This is a genomic window from Pseudomonas sp. GW821-FHT01A09 (genome assembly GCF_058986725.1).
The window spans coordinates 296,920-313,860 of record NZ_JBYSWB010000003.1; the positions used below are offsets into that span (position 1 = coordinate 296,920).

General features: G+C 63.7%; 15 protein-coding genes. 10 read left to right on the top strand and 5 right to left on the bottom strand.

Annotated elements, in window-relative coordinates:
- Nucleotides 1-12: 12 nt before the first annotated feature.
- Genes rbsK through AC3WJP_RS05840 form a run of 3 tightly spaced genes read left to right on the top strand, consistent with a single transcriptional unit; the run spans nt 13 to nt 2,399 of the window.
- The gene (gene rbsK / locus AC3WJP_RS05830; RefSeq protein WP_493720284.1) at nt 13-930 is read left to right on the top strand and encodes a ribokinase; all 918 of its coding nucleotides are present in this window, start codon (nt 13-15) and stop codon (nt 928-930) included.
- Nucleotides 927-1,331: a D-ribose pyranase gene (rbsD, locus tag AC3WJP_RS05835; RefSeq protein ID WP_493720285.1), complete on the top strand. Its 405-nt coding sequence runs from the start codon at nt 927-929 to the stop codon at nt 1,329-1,331. Before rbsK ends, rbsD begins: the two co-directional genes overlap by 4 nt.
- Before the next feature lie 30 nt (nt 1,332-1,361).
- Nucleotides 1,362-2,399, top strand: a complete 1,038-nt coding sequence (locus AC3WJP_RS05840; protein ID WP_493720286.1) for a nucleoside hydrolase — start codon at nt 1,362-1,364, stop codon at nt 2,397-2,399.
- A gap of 117 nt (nt 2,400-2,516) precedes the next feature.
- On the opposite strand, the gene AC3WJP_RS05845 is transcribed toward AC3WJP_RS05840, so the two are convergent.
- Entirely contained in the window at nt 2,517-3,440 is a 924-nt protein-coding gene (locus AC3WJP_RS05845; RefSeq protein WP_493720287.1) for a LysR family transcriptional regulator, read from the bottom strand.
- A 113-nt stretch (nt 3,441-3,553) separates the two neighbouring features.
- Here AC3WJP_RS05845 and AC3WJP_RS05850 point away from each other — a divergent pair, with 113 nt between their 5' ends.
- Together AC3WJP_RS05850 and AC3WJP_RS05855 are read left to right on the top strand one after the other, a co-directional pair.
- A complete protein-coding gene (locus AC3WJP_RS05850; RefSeq protein ID WP_493720288.1) occupies nt 3,554-4,549 on the top strand; it encodes an aldo/keto reductase in 996 nt (331 codons plus the stop codon).
- A gap of 139 nt (nt 4,550-4,688) precedes the next feature.
- A complete protein-coding gene (locus AC3WJP_RS05855; protein ID WP_493720289.1) occupies nt 4,689-5,258 on the top strand; it encodes a DUF1003 domain-containing protein in 570 nt (189 codons plus the stop codon).
- Between the two features lie 9 nt (nt 5,259-5,267).
- Here the strand turns inward: AC3WJP_RS05855 and AC3WJP_RS05860 are convergent, their stop codons facing one another.
- Entirely contained in the window at nt 5,268-6,161 is an 894-nt protein-coding gene (locus tag AC3WJP_RS05860) for a DMT family transporter (RefSeq protein WP_493720290.1), read from the bottom strand.
- Nucleotides 6,162-6,373: 212 nt separating this feature from the next.
- Entirely contained in the window at nt 6,374-7,702 is a 1,329-nt protein-coding gene (locus AC3WJP_RS05865; RefSeq protein WP_493720291.1) for a DUF3100 domain-containing protein, read from the bottom strand.
- Between the two features lie 378 nt (nt 7,703-8,080).
- On the opposite strand from AC3WJP_RS05865, the gene ykgO reads away from it, so the two are divergent.
- The 4 genes from ykgO to AC3WJP_RS05885 all read left to right on the top strand — a co-directional run bounded on the left by ykgO (nt 8,081) and on the right by AC3WJP_RS05885 (nt 10,627).
- Nucleotides 8,081-8,230: a type B 50S ribosomal protein L36 gene (gene ykgO / locus AC3WJP_RS05870; RefSeq protein ID WP_311969709.1), complete on the top strand. Its 150-nt coding sequence runs from the start codon at nt 8,081-8,083 to the stop codon at nt 8,228-8,230.
- Nucleotides 8,231-8,310: 80 nt separating this feature from the next.
- Entirely contained in the window at nt 8,311-8,568 is a 258-nt protein-coding gene (locus AC3WJP_RS05875; protein ID WP_493720292.1) for a ParD-like family protein, read from the top strand.
- Nucleotides 8,565-9,356: a type I methionyl aminopeptidase gene (gene map / locus AC3WJP_RS05880; RefSeq protein ID WP_493720293.1), complete on the top strand. Its 792-nt coding sequence runs from the start codon at nt 8,565-8,567 to the stop codon at nt 9,354-9,356. Before AC3WJP_RS05875 ends, map begins: the two co-directional genes overlap by 4 nt.
- A 146-nt stretch (nt 9,357-9,502) precedes the next feature.
- The gene (locus AC3WJP_RS05885) at nt 9,503-10,627 is read left to right on the top strand and encodes a GGDEF domain-containing protein (RefSeq protein WP_493720294.1); all 1,125 of its coding nucleotides are present in this window, start codon (nt 9,503-9,505) and stop codon (nt 10,625-10,627) included.
- On the opposite strand, the gene AC3WJP_RS05890 is transcribed toward AC3WJP_RS05885, so the two are convergent.
- On the bottom strand, nt 10,624-13,998 hold the full coding sequence (locus AC3WJP_RS05890) for an autotransporter family protein (RefSeq protein ID WP_493720295.1): 3,375 nt from the start codon (nt 13,996-13,998) through the stop codon (nt 10,624-10,626). The two genes, AC3WJP_RS05885 and AC3WJP_RS05890, sit on opposite strands and share 4 nt — an antisense overlap.
- Before the next feature lie 61 nt (nt 13,999-14,059).
- Nucleotides 14,060-14,377, bottom strand: a complete 318-nt coding sequence (locus tag AC3WJP_RS05895) for a hypothetical protein (RefSeq protein WP_493720296.1) — start codon at nt 14,375-14,377, stop codon at nt 14,060-14,062.
- A 144-nt stretch (nt 14,378-14,521) separates the two neighbouring features.
- Between AC3WJP_RS05895 and AC3WJP_RS05900 the strand changes: the two genes are divergently transcribed.
- Nucleotides 14,522-16,894: a TonB-dependent siderophore receptor gene (locus tag AC3WJP_RS05900; RefSeq protein ID WP_493720297.1), complete on the top strand. Its 2,373-nt coding sequence runs from the start codon at nt 14,522-14,524 to the stop codon at nt 16,892-16,894.
- Nucleotides 16,895-16,941: the final 47 nt, after the last annotated feature.

Genomic DNA, 16,941 nt, shown 5'->3' on the forward strand with positions numbered 1-16,941 from the left:
AGAGTGAACCTCATGCAAGCAAAGGTAGTGATAGTAGGCAGCCTCAACATGGACCTGGTCACGCGCCTGGCGCGTCTGCCGCGCCCGGGCGAGACCCTGGCCGGGCAGTCGTTCGTGACGGTACCGGGCGGCAAGGGTGCCAACCAGGCGGTGGCCGCGGCGCGTCTGGGGGCCCGCGTGGCGATGATCGGCTGCGTCGGCGCCGATGCCTATGGCGAGCAGTTGCGTGACGGCTTGCTGGCCGAGGGCATCGACTGCGCCGGGGTGACGATGATCGCCGACCAGCCCAGCGGCATCGCCACCATTCTGGTGGATGATCACAGCCAGAACGCGATCGTCATCGTCGCCGGTGCCAACGGCCAGTTGAGTCCCGCCCTGGTCGATCGCTTCGACGCGCTGCTCAGCCATGCCGAGGTGATCGTCTGCCAACTGGAGGTGCCCTTGGCCAGCGTCGGCCACGTGCTCAAGCGTGCGCGCGAGCTGGGCAAGATCGTCATCCTCAATCCGGCCCCGGCCAGCGCGCCACTGTCGGCGGATTGGTATCCGTTGATCGATTACCTGATCCCCAACGAGAGCGAAGCCAGCGTGCTCAGCGGGCTGACGGTGGATTCAGCGGCCAGCGCCGATCTGGCCGCCAGTGCCTTGATCAAGGCGGGCGCGGCCAAGGTGATCGTCACCCTGGGCGCGCATGGCTCGCTGTTGGCCAGCGCTGCGCAGTCCCGGCATTTCCCGGCGCCGGCGGTGCAGGCGGTCGACACCACGGCAGCGGGGGACACCTTTGTCGGCGGCTTTGCTGCGGCATTGGCCGAAGGCCGGAGCGAGGCACAAGCCATCGCCTTCGGGCAGATCGCCGCGGCGCTGTCGGTCACTCGCGCCGGGGCGCAACCATCCATTCCAACCCTCGCTGACGTGCAAGGATTCGCGCCATGAAAAAGACCCCGCTGCTCAATATCGCGCTGTCGCGGGTGGTGGCCTCTCTGGGCCACGGTGACGTGCTGATGATCGTCGATGCCGGCATGCCGGTGCCGCCGGGCGTGGAGCTGATCGACCTGGCGCTGACCCGCGGGGTGCCGGATTTCGTCACGGTGCTTAACACCGTGCTGGCGGAAATGCAGGTCGAAAGCCACGTGCTGGCCGACGAGATATTCGCCATACAGCCACCGGCGCTGGAGGCCCTCGAAGCCTTGCATGCGCGTGCAGACCTGGGCCAGCGGCAGCAAGTCAGCCATGAAGCGCTGAAAACCCTCAGCCGCAGCGCCAAGGCCATAGTGCGTACCGGCGAGTGCCAGCCGTACAGCAACATCGCCCTGGTGGCCGGTGTGGTGTTCTGACATTCGCGACAGGGGCAGCTAATCCTTGGAATGGCCCCTTGCCTGTGCAAACCTGTCGCTCTTTCTCGCCCGCTCTGGAGCTCATCGGCCTTGACCGTTATCGCCGCCACTGCCGCTCAGGCAGCCGAAACAATCAATCTGATTATCGATACCGACCCGGGCGCCGACGACGTCGTCGCCTTGCTGCTGGCGATGGCCTCGCCCGAGACATTGAACCTGCTGGCGATCACCACCGTGGCGGGCAACGTGCGCATCGACAAGACCTCGCGCAACGCTTGTCTGGCCCGCGAGTGGGCAGGGCGCGAAGAGGTGCCGGTGTATGCCGGCGCGGGCAAGCCGCTGGTGCGCCCGCCGATCTACGCCGAGCACATTCATGGCAACGAGGGCCTGCCGGGCGTCGAGGTGCATGAGCCCAGTAAAGGGCTCGCGGCCGGCAGCGCAGTGCAGTACCTGATCGACACCTTGAGCAAGGCCGCGCCCCACAGCATCACTATCGCCATGCTCGGACCGCAGACCAACCTGGCGTTGGCATTGATCCAGCAGCCGGACATCGTCAAGGGCATCAAGCAAGTGGTGGTGATGGCCGGCGCGCACTTCAACGGCGGCAATATCACCCCGGTGGCGGAGTTCAATGCCTACGTCGATCCGGATGCCGCCAAGGTGGTACTGGCCAGTGGCGTCAAGCTGGTCTATGTGCCGCTGGACGTGACCCACAAGATCCTCACCAGCGAGGCGCGGCTGCGGCAGATCGAGGCGCTGAACAACAAGGCCGGCGGCCTGGTCAGCGCTATCCTCAACGCCTACGTCAAAACCGACATGGCCCATTACGGCCTGACCGGCGGCCCGGTCCACGATGCCAGCGTGATTGCCTGGCTGCTCAAGCCCGAACTGTTCAGCGGCAAGGCGATTCATGTGGCGATCGATAACCGCGAAGGTATCGGCATGGGCCAGACGGTGGCCGATTGGTACGGCACCTTGAAGCAGGACAGCAATGTGTTGTGGATCGATGACGGCGATGCCCAAGGGTTCTTCGATCTGCTGACCGAGCGGTTGGCGCGGTTGAAGTAAGCATTTGCAGGTCCATGTAGCGAGGGGGCTTGCCCCCGATAGGTCGGTACTGACACTCCCCGATTGGCAGGGATGGCCCATCGGGAGCAAGCCCCCTCACCACAGGCTGCGGGTGCGTCAGGGCCGCAGCATCAACTCGGCACCGCTGTCCGCCACCCCGTGCAACTGCTCCATCACCCAATCGATGAACACCCGCACCCGCGGTGACAACTGCCGGTGCGGCGGGTAAACCGCCGAGATCGGCCAGTCCGGCACCGGGTAGTGCTCCAGCACCTGCACCAGGCTGCCCGCCGCCAGCTGTTTGCACACGTGATAGCGCGGCACCTGAATCAAGCCGAAACCTGCCTCGCAGGCCGTCACATAAGCGTCCGCGCTGTTGACGGTGAGCACCGCCGGCATCGGCACCTCGCGCACTGCACCCTCGACTTCCAGCTCGAACGGAAAGAACCGCCCGCTGCTGGACGGAAAGTTGATCGCACGGTGCGCGCTCAGGTCCTCCAGCCGCTGCGGCGTGCCCCAGGTGGCCAGGTAGTCGGCACTGGCGCAGGTGAGCTGGGGGATGCGCACCAGCGGCCGCGCCACCAGCGCCAGATCGCTGATGGTGCCGGCGCGGATGGCGCAATCGACCCCTTCACGCTGCAGGTGTACCTGACGATCATGCAGGCCGATGTCCAACTGCAGGTCCGGGTAGCGACGATAGAAATCCGCCAGCCGCGGCACGATCCAGGTACAACCGAAGGCCGCCGGCATGTCGACCCGCAGCGTGCCGCGGGGCTTGCCGCGCTGGGCCGAGAGCGAGCTTTCGAGATCGTCCAGGTCGTCGAGCAGCAATTGGCAGCGATGGTAGTAGGCGTCGCCGTCGAGGGTCGGACGCACTTGACGGGTGGTGCGTTGCAACAGTTGCACACCCAGGTGCGCTTCGAGTTGCTGGATCGCCAGGGTGACGCTGGCGCGGGGTAGCCCGAGGTCGTCAGCGGCCTTGCCAAAGCCGCCCAGTTCGACGATGCGCACGAACACCTGCATGGCCTGTAATCGGTCCATTTATGCCTCGATTGTTTAGATAAGGCGAATAGTTAAACCAAAGATGCGGGGTTTATCCAGAAAAGCATTGGGCAGACACTGGTCCGGTCTTCATTCGCCAAAGGAACAATAACGTGAACACTCGCCAACTCGGCCGTAACGGCCCGCAGGTCTCCGCCATCGGCCTGGGCTGCATGGGCATGTCGGACTTCTACACCACCGGCGCCGACGAGCAGGAATCCATCGCCACCCTGCACCGCGCACTGGAGCTGGGCGTCACCTTGCTCGACACCGCCGACTGCTACGGCCCCCACCGTAACGAAGAACTGCTCGGGCGCGCTTTGGCGGGCAAGCGCGCGGGTGTATTTCTGGCTAGCAAGTTCGGCATCGTGCGCAGCGACGATCCCCATGCCCGCGGGGTCAATGGCCGTCCCGACTATGTGCGCGCTGCCATCGACGGCAGCCTCAAGCGCTTGAATACCGATTATCTGGACCTCTACTACCAGCACCGCATCGACCCCAACGTGCCGATCGAAGAGACCATCGGTGCCATGGCCGAGCTGGTGACCGCTGGCAAGGTCCGCCATATCGGCATTTCCGAAGCCAGCGCGGCGACTATCGAGCGCGCCCACAAGGTGCATCCGCTGGCGGCGGTACAGAGCGAATACTCGCTGTGGTCCCGCGACCCGGAGCACAACGACGTACTCGACACTTGCCAGCGCCTGGGCATCGCCTTCGTCGCCTACAGCCCGCTGGGCCGCGGTTTTCTGACCGGTGAACTGCGCACCTTCGAGGATTTCGCTGCCGACGATTACCGGCGCTTCAACCCGCGTTTTCAGGGCGACAATTTCAACCGTAACCTGGCGCTGGTGGAGCGAGTGCAGGCCCTGGCGGCGGCCAAAGGCATCAGCGCGTCGCAGTTGGCACTGGCCTGGGTGCTGGCTCAAGGTGACCACATCATCCCGATCCCGGGGACCAAGCAGCGCAAGTATCTGGAGAGCAATGTCGCGGCGGCAGCGGTGAGCTTGAGCGCTGTCGAGCGTCAGCAGTTGGATGCCATTTTCGCCGGCGTCGGGGCGGTGGCGGGTGAGCGCTACGGCAGCGATGCGATGAAGTTTCTCAACGGCTGATCAAGGTGTCAGCCGCAAAACCTGGGCCGGGTGCTCGGGTTTCGCGGCTGCATTCCTGTAGCGATCGTCACCTTCGTGCGCGCGATACTCGGCCATACTGGGGCTTCCCGCCCACGCATCATGGTCTATAGAGCTCGCAATGAACCAGCCAGTCGACGATTCCGCCGCAGCCAACGCTCCTGATACAACGAGCCCTGATACCCCCAGTTCGAAACCCAGGCACGATGCCTTGCGCTTTCACCGGCCCCACGCCCATCTGGCCAGCGTTTTCGGCAACGACAATTTCGCCCTCAAGGCCGAGGCGTTCGCGCGTTTCTTCGGCACGCCGACCTTCCTCGGGGCGCAAACCCTGATCGTGGTGCTGTGGGTGGCGACCAATGCGTTGGGCTTCAGCCACTTCGATGTCTATCCCTTCATTCTGCTCAACCTGGCGTTCAGCTTGCAGTCAGCCTACGCGGCGCCGCTGATCCTGCTGGCGCAGACCCGCCAGGCAGCGCGGGACAAAGCCCAATCCGAAGCCGATGCCCAGCACCGTGAAGCCTTGGCCGTGGCCAGCGAGCAGCGCCAGGTGCTGGCCGAGCAGAACAGCGAGCGGCTATTGGCATTGCTGGAGCAGAACACCCGGCTGACCGAGCTCACCCAGCAACTGGCCGAGCGCATCGAAACCCTCACCCTGGAAATGCATGGGCAGGTGGTGCCCAAGCAATGAGTCCGCGGATCACTGCGCCTTGAGCACCGGCGCCGCCCGTACTGCGGTGCGCCTGCCGAGGATCACCGTGCCCACCACGCCGGCGGCGAACAGCCAGGTGATGGGTTCGATATGTTCACCGAACCACAGCGCCGAGAAGGCGATGGTGAAAAAGATCTGCAGCAATTGCACCTGGCCGACGCGGGCGATACCGCCCATGGACAGGCCGGCGTACCAGGCGAAAAAGCCGATGAATTGCGAGAACAGGGTGACGTAGCCGAACGCCCACAGGGTCGACGCGCTGATCGGCCCCTGATGCTGGGCGGCCAGATACAGCACCGGGCCCAACAGCAGCGGGAAGGCCAGCACCAGCGCCCAGCAGATCACCTGCCAGCCGCCCATCTCTCGCGCCAGCCGGCCACCTTCGGCATAACCCAGGCCGCCCAGGGCGATGGCCGCGAGCATCAGCAGGTCGCCGCTGCTGACACTGCCGGCGCCCTGGATCAGCGCATAGGTCAGCACCAGCGCGCTGCCCAGCGCCGCGCAGCCCCAGAACGCCTTGGATGGCCGCTCGTGGGACAGCCACGCGGCGTACACCGCCACTACCAGCGGTTGCAGGCCGTTGACCAGCGCGCCGTGGGAGGAGGGCAGGGTCTTCATGGCCCAGGCCGAAAGCACCGGGAAGCCGAGAATCACCCCCAGGATCACGAAGCACAGCGCCTTGCACTGGCGCCACGTCGGCCAGCGTTCGCGCCGCCACAGCAATAACGCCGCCGCCGGAATCGCCGCCAGCAGCGCACGGCCGAGGCCATTGAGCAGGGGGTCGACTTCCTGCACGACGATGCGGGTCATGGGCAGGGTCAGGCTGAAGATGATCACGCCGAGCAGGCCCAGGGCCATGCCGGTGTTGTCGCGGGAGTTCATAAGGGGCTCGCGGGTTGTTTTTATCGGGTGCCTATTTATCCATAAAACCCGGGCGCCGGAGCGTTACAGCGAGGGGAAGAGTGGGCCGTACACTTTGCCGAGCCGGTCGTGTCGACGCGCGCGCTGGCGGCAAAAAAAACGGTACCGGGCAAGCGCAAGGCTGCCCGGTACCCAAGTCAGTCACCAAAGGGAGCGACTGTTTACCGCGCGGGTCAGTGAAAGAATTCGGCGATCATCACCGCACCGATGAAGGTGCCGAAGTTGGCCAGGAACGACACCAGCACGATCCGCCAGCCCAGGCGGCGGAAGGCCGGGATGTCCTTGGCGATCGACAGGCCGGCGAACGTCAGCATGGGCGTGATCACCGCGAGCATGTTGATGCTGTTGCTCATCCGGGCGATCTCCGCGGCCCAGGGGCACAGCGGCGAGGTCAGGTACATGGCCACCAGCGAGACCATGCACACGGCCGGCACCTTGCGGCGGATCAGCGTGCACAGCAGCTCACCGGCGAAGGCGGCGAAGACCATCAGCGCTATGCCGGCGAAGGCATCGGCCGACAGCGTCTTGTAGCCGACGTAGTTGGCGATCAGCGCCAAGGCGCCGGCGGCCAGCCAGGCACTGAACTTGCCGGCCCAGCCCAGTTCGCTGACTTCGATCGCGACTTCGTCGTGGTCCGGGCCGTTGGTGGTCACCGAGGCCTTGGTGGTGCGGCCGATCAGCGGTTCGAGCACGCGGTAGCCCCAGACCGCCAGCGGCAGGGAAATGAACAGCGTGAAGTAGGTGCCCAGGGTCGTGGTAATCAGGTTGGACGCGGCGGCGAGGGTCATCACCTGCTTGGCCATTTCCGGCGTCTGCTGGGCGGCGATGGCGCCGGCGGCCGCAGCCATCATGCTGCCTGAACCGATGCCGGAACCCATGGCCAGCGAATTGGCATGGAAGATCCCCAGGCTGGTGACGAAGCCTGCGACGATGGCAATGAACAGCGCCCCGAACAGCGTCCCGGTAAGGTACTCGGCCAGCACCCCACGCCCCTCAGGGGAGTCCATGCCGTAGCGCTCGCCGATGATCGCCAGGCTCGGCTCGCGGCCCACCGAAAAGGTCGCACCGACCGCTTCGCGCTTGATGCCCAGCAGCAGCGCCACCGGCAGCCCGAGAATCACCGTGCCGACGAAGTGACCGAACTCCTGGAACACCAACGCCCAGCCCGAGGCGAACACCACCGGCAGCGAGCCGCCGACCACCAGGCCGAGCTTGGCGACGAAGATCAGCAGCGCCGGCTGCAGGATCGAGGCGGCACGCAACTGCGCACCTTTGTCGATACCGATAGTGCCCGGCATGCGCTTGCTGGCGATCCCCACGGCGGCGCCCAGCAACAGGGCCCAGACCATCGGCAGCAGCACCACCTTGCCGGGGCCGAGGGGGATGCTGACAGCACCGAGGGATTCGGCCACGATCAGAATGATCGCCGCCCAGATGTACAGTTTTACGGTCGCGGAAACAGCCTGGCTGTTATCCAGCGTTACGGCGTGTGCGTGTTGCATGGTGATCCCCTTGCCTGCTGAATGACCTGTCGGCCGTATCAATAGTTATTGTGCTTTTCAGGGGGCGTGTTGGCGCCCAGGGCAGTGTGCAAATCCATGGCGGGCATGGAGGTCCGGAGAGCCGGACTGAATCTTTTTTATGGCGAGCCGAGGGGCCGTTCATGGCGATTGACGGTCATCGTCGAACAGGTGCCCGAGGCCGCGTTTTATCGGGTGCGGGGCCAGTATGCGCATGCCCAGCCTCGCACTCCAATACTGGAAGTTATGTTTATCGTTGCCTAAAACAGAACGCTGAGAGGGCTGATCGATGCCGCGCTTGCAGGGCAGTGAGCTTTATTGTTAGTGTTATGTTATTACATATTAATCGGAGCCCTTGCCATGAAAGTCCTGTCGTCCCTCAAAGAAGCCAAGAACCGTCACCGCGACTGCCAGATCGTCAAGCGCCGAGGGCGCATCTATGTCATCTGCAAATCCAATCCGCGCTTCAAGGCCCGCCAGGGCAGGGCGAAGAACCCTAACAAGGGCTGAAATCCTCGGTGCGATTGCCAAGGGGTATCCGGTAAACGTAATATACGTTTTGTATATATTTCGTATTGGGTATCCCCGCCATGGGCATCGTCAAAATCTCCGACGACTTGCATGAAAAACTGCGCGTCGCCAGCAACGCACTCAGTCGCTCCATCAACGCGCAGGCCGAACACTGGATGCGCATCGGCATGCTCGCCGAACTCTTCCCCGACCTCGATCATCGCGCTTTGAACCGCCTGCTCGTGCGCGCCGAACTGGCCGGCGGTCTCGACCTGGCACAGTTGTGCGCCGAGGGGCAGAGCCCTGCGTTGCTGGCGTTGGTGGGGGGGCAGAAATGAGAACCCCCGTCGTCATCAACACCGCCGCGCAAATCGCCCAGTCCCGCGCCGCCGGGCAATTGGCCGCCGACGTACTGGCGATGATCACCCCCCACGTCGTCGCCGGCGCCACCACCGAAGCTCTGGACCGGATCTGCCACGACTACATCGTCGGAGTACAAAAGGCCGTGCCGGGCAACGTCGGCTATCACGGCTTTACCAAGACGGTCTGCGCCTCGGTCAACGAAGTGGTGTGCCACGGCATCCCGTCGGACCGTGTGCTCAAGGACGGCGACATCGTCAACATCGATGTGGCGGTGGTCAAGGATGGCTGGTTCGGCGACACCAGCCGCATGTACTGGGTGGGCCAGCCGGACGAGCAGGCGTTGCGCCTGATGCACACCACCTACGACGCCATGTGCGCCGGCATTCGCACCGTGCGCCCAGGCGCCACCCTGGGCGACATCGGTCATGCGATCCAGACGGTGGCCGAAGGCGCCGGTTACAGCGTGGTGCGCGAATACTGCGGCCACGGTATCGGCAAGGTCTATCACGACGAACCGCAGATCCTGCATTACGGCTTTCCCGGCCAGGGCATGAAGCTCAAGGCCGGAATGATCTTCACCATCGAGCCCATGCTCAACGCCGGCAAACGCCACGTCAAAACCCTGGCCGATGGCTGGACCGTGGTCACCAAGGACTACTCGCTGTCGGCGCAGTGGGAGCACATGGTGGCGGTCACGGACGACGGCTGCGAGGTACTGACGCTATGGCCGGATACGCTCGAGGGCTATGCGCCGCCGGTCTGATGCTGCCCTGACTCTGCTGGCAGTGTCCCTGCCAACCGGGATATTCCCGCTCTTTGTGCGCTAAACAGTGGCGCCGCGTAGTTGTTCGGGGCAATGGCAAGGTGCCACAATGGCCGCTGTCTCAGTATCAAGGCCAGGCGCATCGGATGGATTGCCTCGAACTCAAGCACGCGCAGGCTGGCTACATTGCGCAGATGGTGCGAACGGATCGACTGCAACAGTTGTTCCGGCAGTCGGTATTGGCAGTCTTCGGCAGTTTTTTTGCCGCGTCGATGCTCTGCTGGTTGTGCTGGGAGCGCTTCGATCATCAGGTCGCGACGCTCTGGCTCGGGCTGCTCGGCGCCTCGGCATTGCTGCGCATCGCCATGTTCGTGGTGTACTTCAGAACCGCCGAAAGCGAGCGCACCCCGCAGCGCTGGGAGTGTACCTACTGGATCACCCTGGTGCTGTCCGCCGGCATCTGGGGCGGCGGCGCGCTGGCGTTGATGCCGGCCCACGACCTGCTGACCCAGGTGCTGGTGGTGCTGTTCACGGTGGGCATGTCGGTCAGCGCGGTTTCCTGCTACTCCCCCTATCGCTACATGACCCTGGCCGCCATCGCGTTGGTCTTGCTGCCGTGCACCTTGTGGATGCTGCAGCAGCCCTCGACCATGCAGTTGAGCATCGCCGTGGCGGTGTTGGTGTTCTCCTTCTTCGTCATCAACGCCACCATGAGTCTGGCCGATGCCCTGGAGAAAGCCTATCGCGTGACCCGCGAGATGGAGTGGGCCCATCGGGTGTCCGCCCGGGCCGCGCGCATGGACGAGCTCACCGGGCTGAACAACCGTCGGGCGTTCTTCGAGCGCGCCCAGCAACTGTATGGCCAATGCCGCACGCAGCAGCGGCCGCTGTGCGCGGTGATGCTCGACATGGACCACTTCAAGCTGATCAACGACACCTATGGCCATCAGGTCGGTGACCGGGTGCTGGAGCAGATGGGCAAGGTGATCATTCAGTCCTTCCGTACCGTCGATGTGCATGGCCGACTCGGCGGTGAGGAGTTCGCCGTGCTGCTGCCGGATACTTCGCTCGATGATGCGCTGGGCATGGCCGGGACGTTGATGTCGATGCTCGCCGGCCTGCAGATCGAGGGCGCTCGTGGCATCACCGCCAGCCTCGGGGTGGCGGCGTCCCATGACGACGACCTGGACCTGCACAGTCTGCTGCACCGCGCGGACCAGGCGCTGTACAGCGCCAAGGCCCAGGGACGCAATCGGGTGTGCGTGGCTTAAAACGGCATGCTCGCCCGCACCGAGGCCACCTGATCGGTAAAGTCCATCCGCGTCTGCGCGTCGTAGTCGAGCGACAGTTCAGCGCCGTTGCGCCAACGCGTGGCCACGCCCAGGCCGCCGCGCATCAACCACGGGCTGGTGTCTTCGCCCGTCACCTGGAACCGCTGCTGAGCGGCCCCGGCAAAGGCCGCCGTGGTGCTGGCCGGGCGGTTGATCAGGTCGTAGCCGACTCCCAGGTTGACCCGCAACCTTGTGCTCGCCGTGACGTTCTGCTCCAGCTTGGTATCGAAGCCGGCGATCAACTGGTCGGTGTCCCGCGCCGCCACATTGAGCAGTAACGGCGCCAGGCCGCTGCTGCCGCGCTCGTTGTAAGCGCCGTCATGGATGTGGTTGTAGTCCAGCCGCAGCGATGGGATCAGCCGCGTACTGTCGCTCAACTGCAGGGCATGGCCGATGCTGGTGCCCAGGGTCGCCATCAGGCTGTCGTACTCGGCCTTGGCGCTGCCACTGACCCCGGAGATCGCCAGGCGCCGATCGGCGTCCACGCTGTTGCGCCCGGCACCGCCATAGAGCATCAGCTCGGTCCCCGGCGCGACGCTGTAGCTGCTGTAACCGAGGAACTGCCACAGGTCCAGGCGCGAGCGTTGCTGGCCGTTGGGCTGCAGCGAGCCGGTGCCGCCATTGGCATAGGCGAACGCCCAGCCGCTGCGCTGCTGCGCGGAGGTGCGCAGGTCGAAGCCGATGACCGTGCCGGTGGCGCCCTCGACCGTGCTGTTGCCCATGCCCGAGCTGTAGCTGAACGGCTGGCTCCAGAAGCCGTTGATGGCCTTGCTCGACGGATTCTGCCCGCTCGCGACACCCAGCGCGCTCAGCCCGGTGACGTCATCCAGACGGTTCTTCACCGCGTAGCCGATCGACGCCAGGGTGGCCTGGCTGGCCCGCAGTGCGGCGTTGTCCTGCGGCAGCGCCTGAGCCAGATTGCTCGCCACTTGTGCGCTGCTGGTGGCGCTGACGAAGTAAGGCGTGAGCGTGCTGGCGCTGCCCAGCGCCAGTTGCCGATCGAGGACCCGCGCAGCCCCCTGGGTCGACGCCGACATCCCCGCCTGGCGAGCGGCACTGGCGACACCGTTGGTGGCTTTGGTGGTGAGCAGCAGGTCGACACGGTTATCGACCTTGCGCGCGCCGAAGTCGAACAGCGCCGAGTTGCTGGTGACCGCGAAGGTGCCGTCGGAGATCAACTGGTTGGCGCTCAGCACGTAGTTCAGGCTGCTGGTGTTCAAGGGTTGCCGCGCCTGGGCGACGTCGACATCGATGCGCGCCTGGCTGGGCAGGGTGGCGGCGCCGTAGACCGTCAGTGTTCCGTAATGGGCCAGATCCTGCACCTGGGTGCGCAGCACGGCGCCGGGTTTTTGCACATAGTCTCCCGATAACGTAGCCGAGGCTCCACCCGTCAGCGGCTGGGCCGCCAACTCAAGAACGCCGCGGTTGACGAGCGTCTTGACCTGCCAGACGTCTTTGCTTTGCAGACGATAGCGGGCGTCCGAGTACAAGGTGACTGTGGTGTTCGGCGCGTACACCCAGCCTTCCATTCGAGCCGTGCCGTTGCCTGCGATGTACAGATTGTCGAGGCGACTGCTGTCGTCCACATACAATGAATAGCTGCTGCCGCGGATCGTCCCGGCATTGACCAGGCCGTCGCTGAACTGGCTGTCGACCACGCTCAAACCGATGGCACTGCCACGGATGGTGCCGAAGTTGGTGGCGCGGCCCTGCAGCGTCGAACCGCTGACTGTCATACCGTTGGCATCGGTAGACAGATCGACCACGTCGGCATCGGGGTCAGTACCGATATAGCCGTAGTTGCTCCAGCGCCCCGCAATTGTGGTGCCCGTCAGGTTGAGCGCCTCCTGCGCGGCGATGATGCGCCCGCGGTTGGTGAAGTTGCCCGCCAGTTGCACGTCGGTGAACGCCGCGCCCTGCTCGAGCCCGCTGATCAGGCCACTGTTGAGCAGGTTGCCGCCGATGCTGCTGTCCTTGAGCAGCAAGCCGCTGCCGTGGTGTTCGTACTGCTGAAAGTTGCCGGTGATTTCCCCACGATTGATGAAGTCGCCGCCGATCGAGGTGCCGCTCATGTCGGCGCCATACCCGCCGATCAGGCGCCCGCTGTTGATCAGGTCGCCAGAAATTCGCGCCTGTTGACCGGTGCGCAGGGCGGGCCCGAACAGGCCACCTTCGATGGTACCGGTGTTGATCAGCTTGCCTTTGATATCGCCGCCATACAGGGCCAGGCCGCCAAAACCATCGGAGCTGGGAGCGATACTGCCGTGATTCACCAGGTCTTCCAGGACGATGGTGTCCAGAAAGGTCAAATCGTCCTCACTCATCGAAAACACCCCGGTGTTTTCAAAGCGCTTGAGCACCGAGTCCCTGAATTGCACCCCCTCGCCGGAATAGATCACACCGCTGTTATAGACGCCTCCTCGGATAGTCGATTGGTAGATCGAGAACGAGTCGATGCCGTCGCTCAAGCGCCCGGCGTTGATGAAACGGCCATCGACGGTGCTTTGGGAAATTTCCGAGTAACCGCTGATGAGGCCGTTGTTGACGACGTTGCCGGTCACGTGGGAATTGCGGATCTGCCAGCTGTTGCCATAGCTGCTTTGGATAGTTCCGGTGTTGCGTACCGACCCGTTGACTTGGGTCGAGTCGATGATGATTGCCTCCGAGCCGCCATTCACCGTGCCGCTGTTGTCGATGTTGCCGGTGACGTTACTGTCGCGGATCGACAGCCCGACTTCGGCATTGCGCGCGTCTATGGTGCCGCTGTTGGCAAAGCCGCGTTCGAGCACCACCTGGTCGAGTTTGACGATGGTGTCGCCGTAGCCGTCGGTGGGCGAAAGCAGGGTACCGGAATTGATCAGCGCGCCGCTGAGTCGACTGTTGCTGATCTGCAGCGCTGTGACGCCACCGATGATGGTACCGGCGTTATAGAGCTTGCCCACGCCGTCACCACCATCGATGGCAATGCCGAAGGTGCCGGCGAGGGTGCCTTGATTGAGCACCTGGCGCGCGGCGGCATCACTGATACTCACGGCTGAGCCGTTGGCGACATTGATACTGCCGGTCGAAGTCACCGACAGCCCATCGTGATCCAGCAGCACGCAGCCGATGGTCACCGGCCCGTTGATCACCGTGGTGCCACGCCGACAACTGTCGGCGGCCTCGACCTGATCGCTGAGCAGACTGCCCAGTGACAGGACCAGCAGCGCGGTAAGTGGCGAGAGCGAGCAGTTGCCGAAGGTCGTGGATGCATAGGAGTCGAATGCAGGGCGGCTGCGAGGCAGAGAACGACCAGGTGTGAGGTTTTCCATAAACCACCTGTTGTTGTTCTTGCGAAGGGAGGTGTTGGTATAGGCGCGGGATCGAGGGTCGTCAAAGTGACGCGGCGACTTTGCGACCAAATGCCAGTGTCTTTTGACATCTAGCTGCGCGCCTCCTGGCTCTCCCCCTTGCCGTGGTCAGCGGTGGTCGCAAAAACGCGGCGAAATTCAGACCGCCAAAGCCCATCGCCGCCATTTGCTCCGGCACGATCTGCGCGTCCATAGCGCCGTGATGATCGAGGATCCGCCTCACGCCGCTGCGGCGGTATCCGACACTCACGTCTTGCTTGTCGTCTGGCGCAGCGCGGCTCCCGCCTGGCTCGATATTTCGTGTCTGGAATGTAAGCGCAATAATCAGAAAACTTAACATTTGCGACTAATTACCATTTACAAACCTGAGTATTTTGTTACATTTGCGCTCCCACACGTAGCCCTTGGCCATCTACCTGCACGTCTAGCGCGCCGGTTTCCGCCAAGGGGCAACGTGCATTTTGCCTAGCTCAGGAACCACAAGATGCTCCGTCCCGTTCTGTCCGCCCTGACCGCAGCCGTTGCGATCGGTCTGTCCACCGCTGCCTCGGCAGCGCCTGTTCATCTGGATCTGCCCGCCCAGCCCTTGGCGACTTCTCTGAGTCAGCTTGGCAAGGCCAGCGGCCTGCAGGTGACGTTCGATCCGCAAACCGTGGCCGGCAAGCAGGCGCAAGCGCTGCGGGGTGATCTGGAACCGGCGCAGGCCTTGCAGCAGTTGCTGGCGGGCAGCGGGTTGACCGCAAGCGTGGAGGGCCATTCGGTACGCGTGGTGCAGCAGGCATCGGGAGCTGTGACCCTGGACGGTGTCAACATCAACGCTAACGCAGACACCAGCCTCGCCGGTGTCGCCACCACCGAAGGTACGAAGTCCTACACCACCGGTTCAATGAACACCGCGACCAAGCTCAATCTGTCGATCCGCGAGACGCCGCAGTCGGTGAGCGTGATCACTCGGCAGCGCATGGAAGACCAAGGCATGAATGACCTGAACGATGTGGTCAAGTTCGCGCCTGGGGTGACCTTGCACAAGACCGCCTCCGACCGGCAGGAGTTTCTGGCGCGCGGTTTCAAGATCGACAACATCATGTACGACGGGCTGCCGACCAGCATCAGCACCTACACCCAGGACGTGATCTCGTCGGCGGACTTGAGCATCTACGACCGCGTCGAGGTGGTGCGCGGGGCGACCGGCTTGATGACCGGCGCCGGCAGCCCGGCGGCAACCCTCAACCTGGTGCGCAAGCGTCCGACCGCCACGCCGCAGGTCAGCGTCACCACCAGCGCCGGCAGCTGGGATCGCTATCGCACCGAGGTGGATGCCTCCAACAAGCTCAACGACTCGGGCACCCTGCGCGGTCGCGTGGTCGCGGCCTATCAGGACCAGCACAGCTTCGCCGACGTGCGCGAGAACCAGCGCCAGACCTTCTACGGCATTCTCGAGGCCGACCTCAGCGAGGCCACCACCTGGACCCTGGGCGCTTCCAAGCAGCGGGACGACAACACCTCGGACTGGGGCGGCTTGCCCAGCGGGCCGAACGGTGAAGACCTGCACCTGGCGCGCTCGACCTTTCTGAGCAACGACTGGTCGTACTGGGACAAGGACAACGTCAGTGTCTTCACCGATGTGACCCACCGCTTCGCTAACGGTTGGACCGGCAAATTGGCTGCCGCCAAGATCTGGGCCGATGCGGACACCTTTTCCAGCTATCCGGGCTACAGCTCCGCCACCGGCTGGAGCCAGTATTCGGGCAAGTACATCGACAGCGATGATCAGACCAACCTGGATGCTTCTCTATCGGGGCCGTTTCAATTGTTCGGACGCGAGCACGAACTGGCGGTGGGGGCGAGCTATCGGCGCGAGAAGTTCGACCAATACGGTGGCTGGACCGATGGCACGCCGATCGACATCTATCACTTGGATCACAGCGCGATCGCCAAGCCCAGCGTCGACATGACTAAATGGCAGTTGCGCAACACGGCCACCGAAAAGGCCGCCTATGCGGTCGCCCGTTTCAATCCGCTCGATCCGCTGCACGTCATCATCGGCAGCCGTATCAGCTGGTACGACTACGACGCCCGGTCGGGGACGGGTGACTACAACGTGAGTCAGGAAGTGACGCCGTACGCCGGTGTCATCTACGACCTCAACGACACCTATTCGCTGTATGCCAGCTACACGCAGATCTTCAAGCCGCAGAGCCAGTTGGACGTCAATAAGACCGTGCTGGATCCGATGTCGGGTGAAAACTACGAGATTGGCATCAAGGGCGAGTATTTCGACAAGACCCTCAACGCCTCGGTGGCCTTGTTCGACATGGTTCAGAAAGACCGCGCCTACGCGGTTCAGGACCCGCAGATCAATTGCCCATCCTATCCCCAGGCGTGCTACGCCGCTGCGGGCAAGGTCCGCAGCCAGGGTATCGATGCCGAGTTGACGGGGGCCCTCACGTCCGACTGGCAGTTCTCCGCGTCCTATACCTACGTGCTCAGCCAGTACGTCGAAGACGCTACCAAGAGCAACGAAGGCAAGCTGTTCGCACCTGAACAGCCCAAGCACCTGTTCAAACTGGCGACCAACTACAACTTGCCTGGGGAGTTGAACAAGTGGCGGGTGGGTGCGGATCTGTTCGCGCAGAGTGCGACGTTCAACCGAGTCGGGACGGGCACTGCCGATCAGAAGGCCTATGGCATCGTCGGCCTGATGACTGGCTACAAGTTCGACGAGCATTGGGATGGCCGCGTGAACTTCAACAACGTCTTCAATACGCGCTACTGGCAGGGGATCCCGAAATCCGGCGGCGCCGGCCAGTACGGCGACCCCCGCAACCTGATGTTCTCGCTCAAGTGGACGCTCTGATCCCTCGCGCTTGATCGCTACCGATAAACCCCGCACACGCGGGGTTT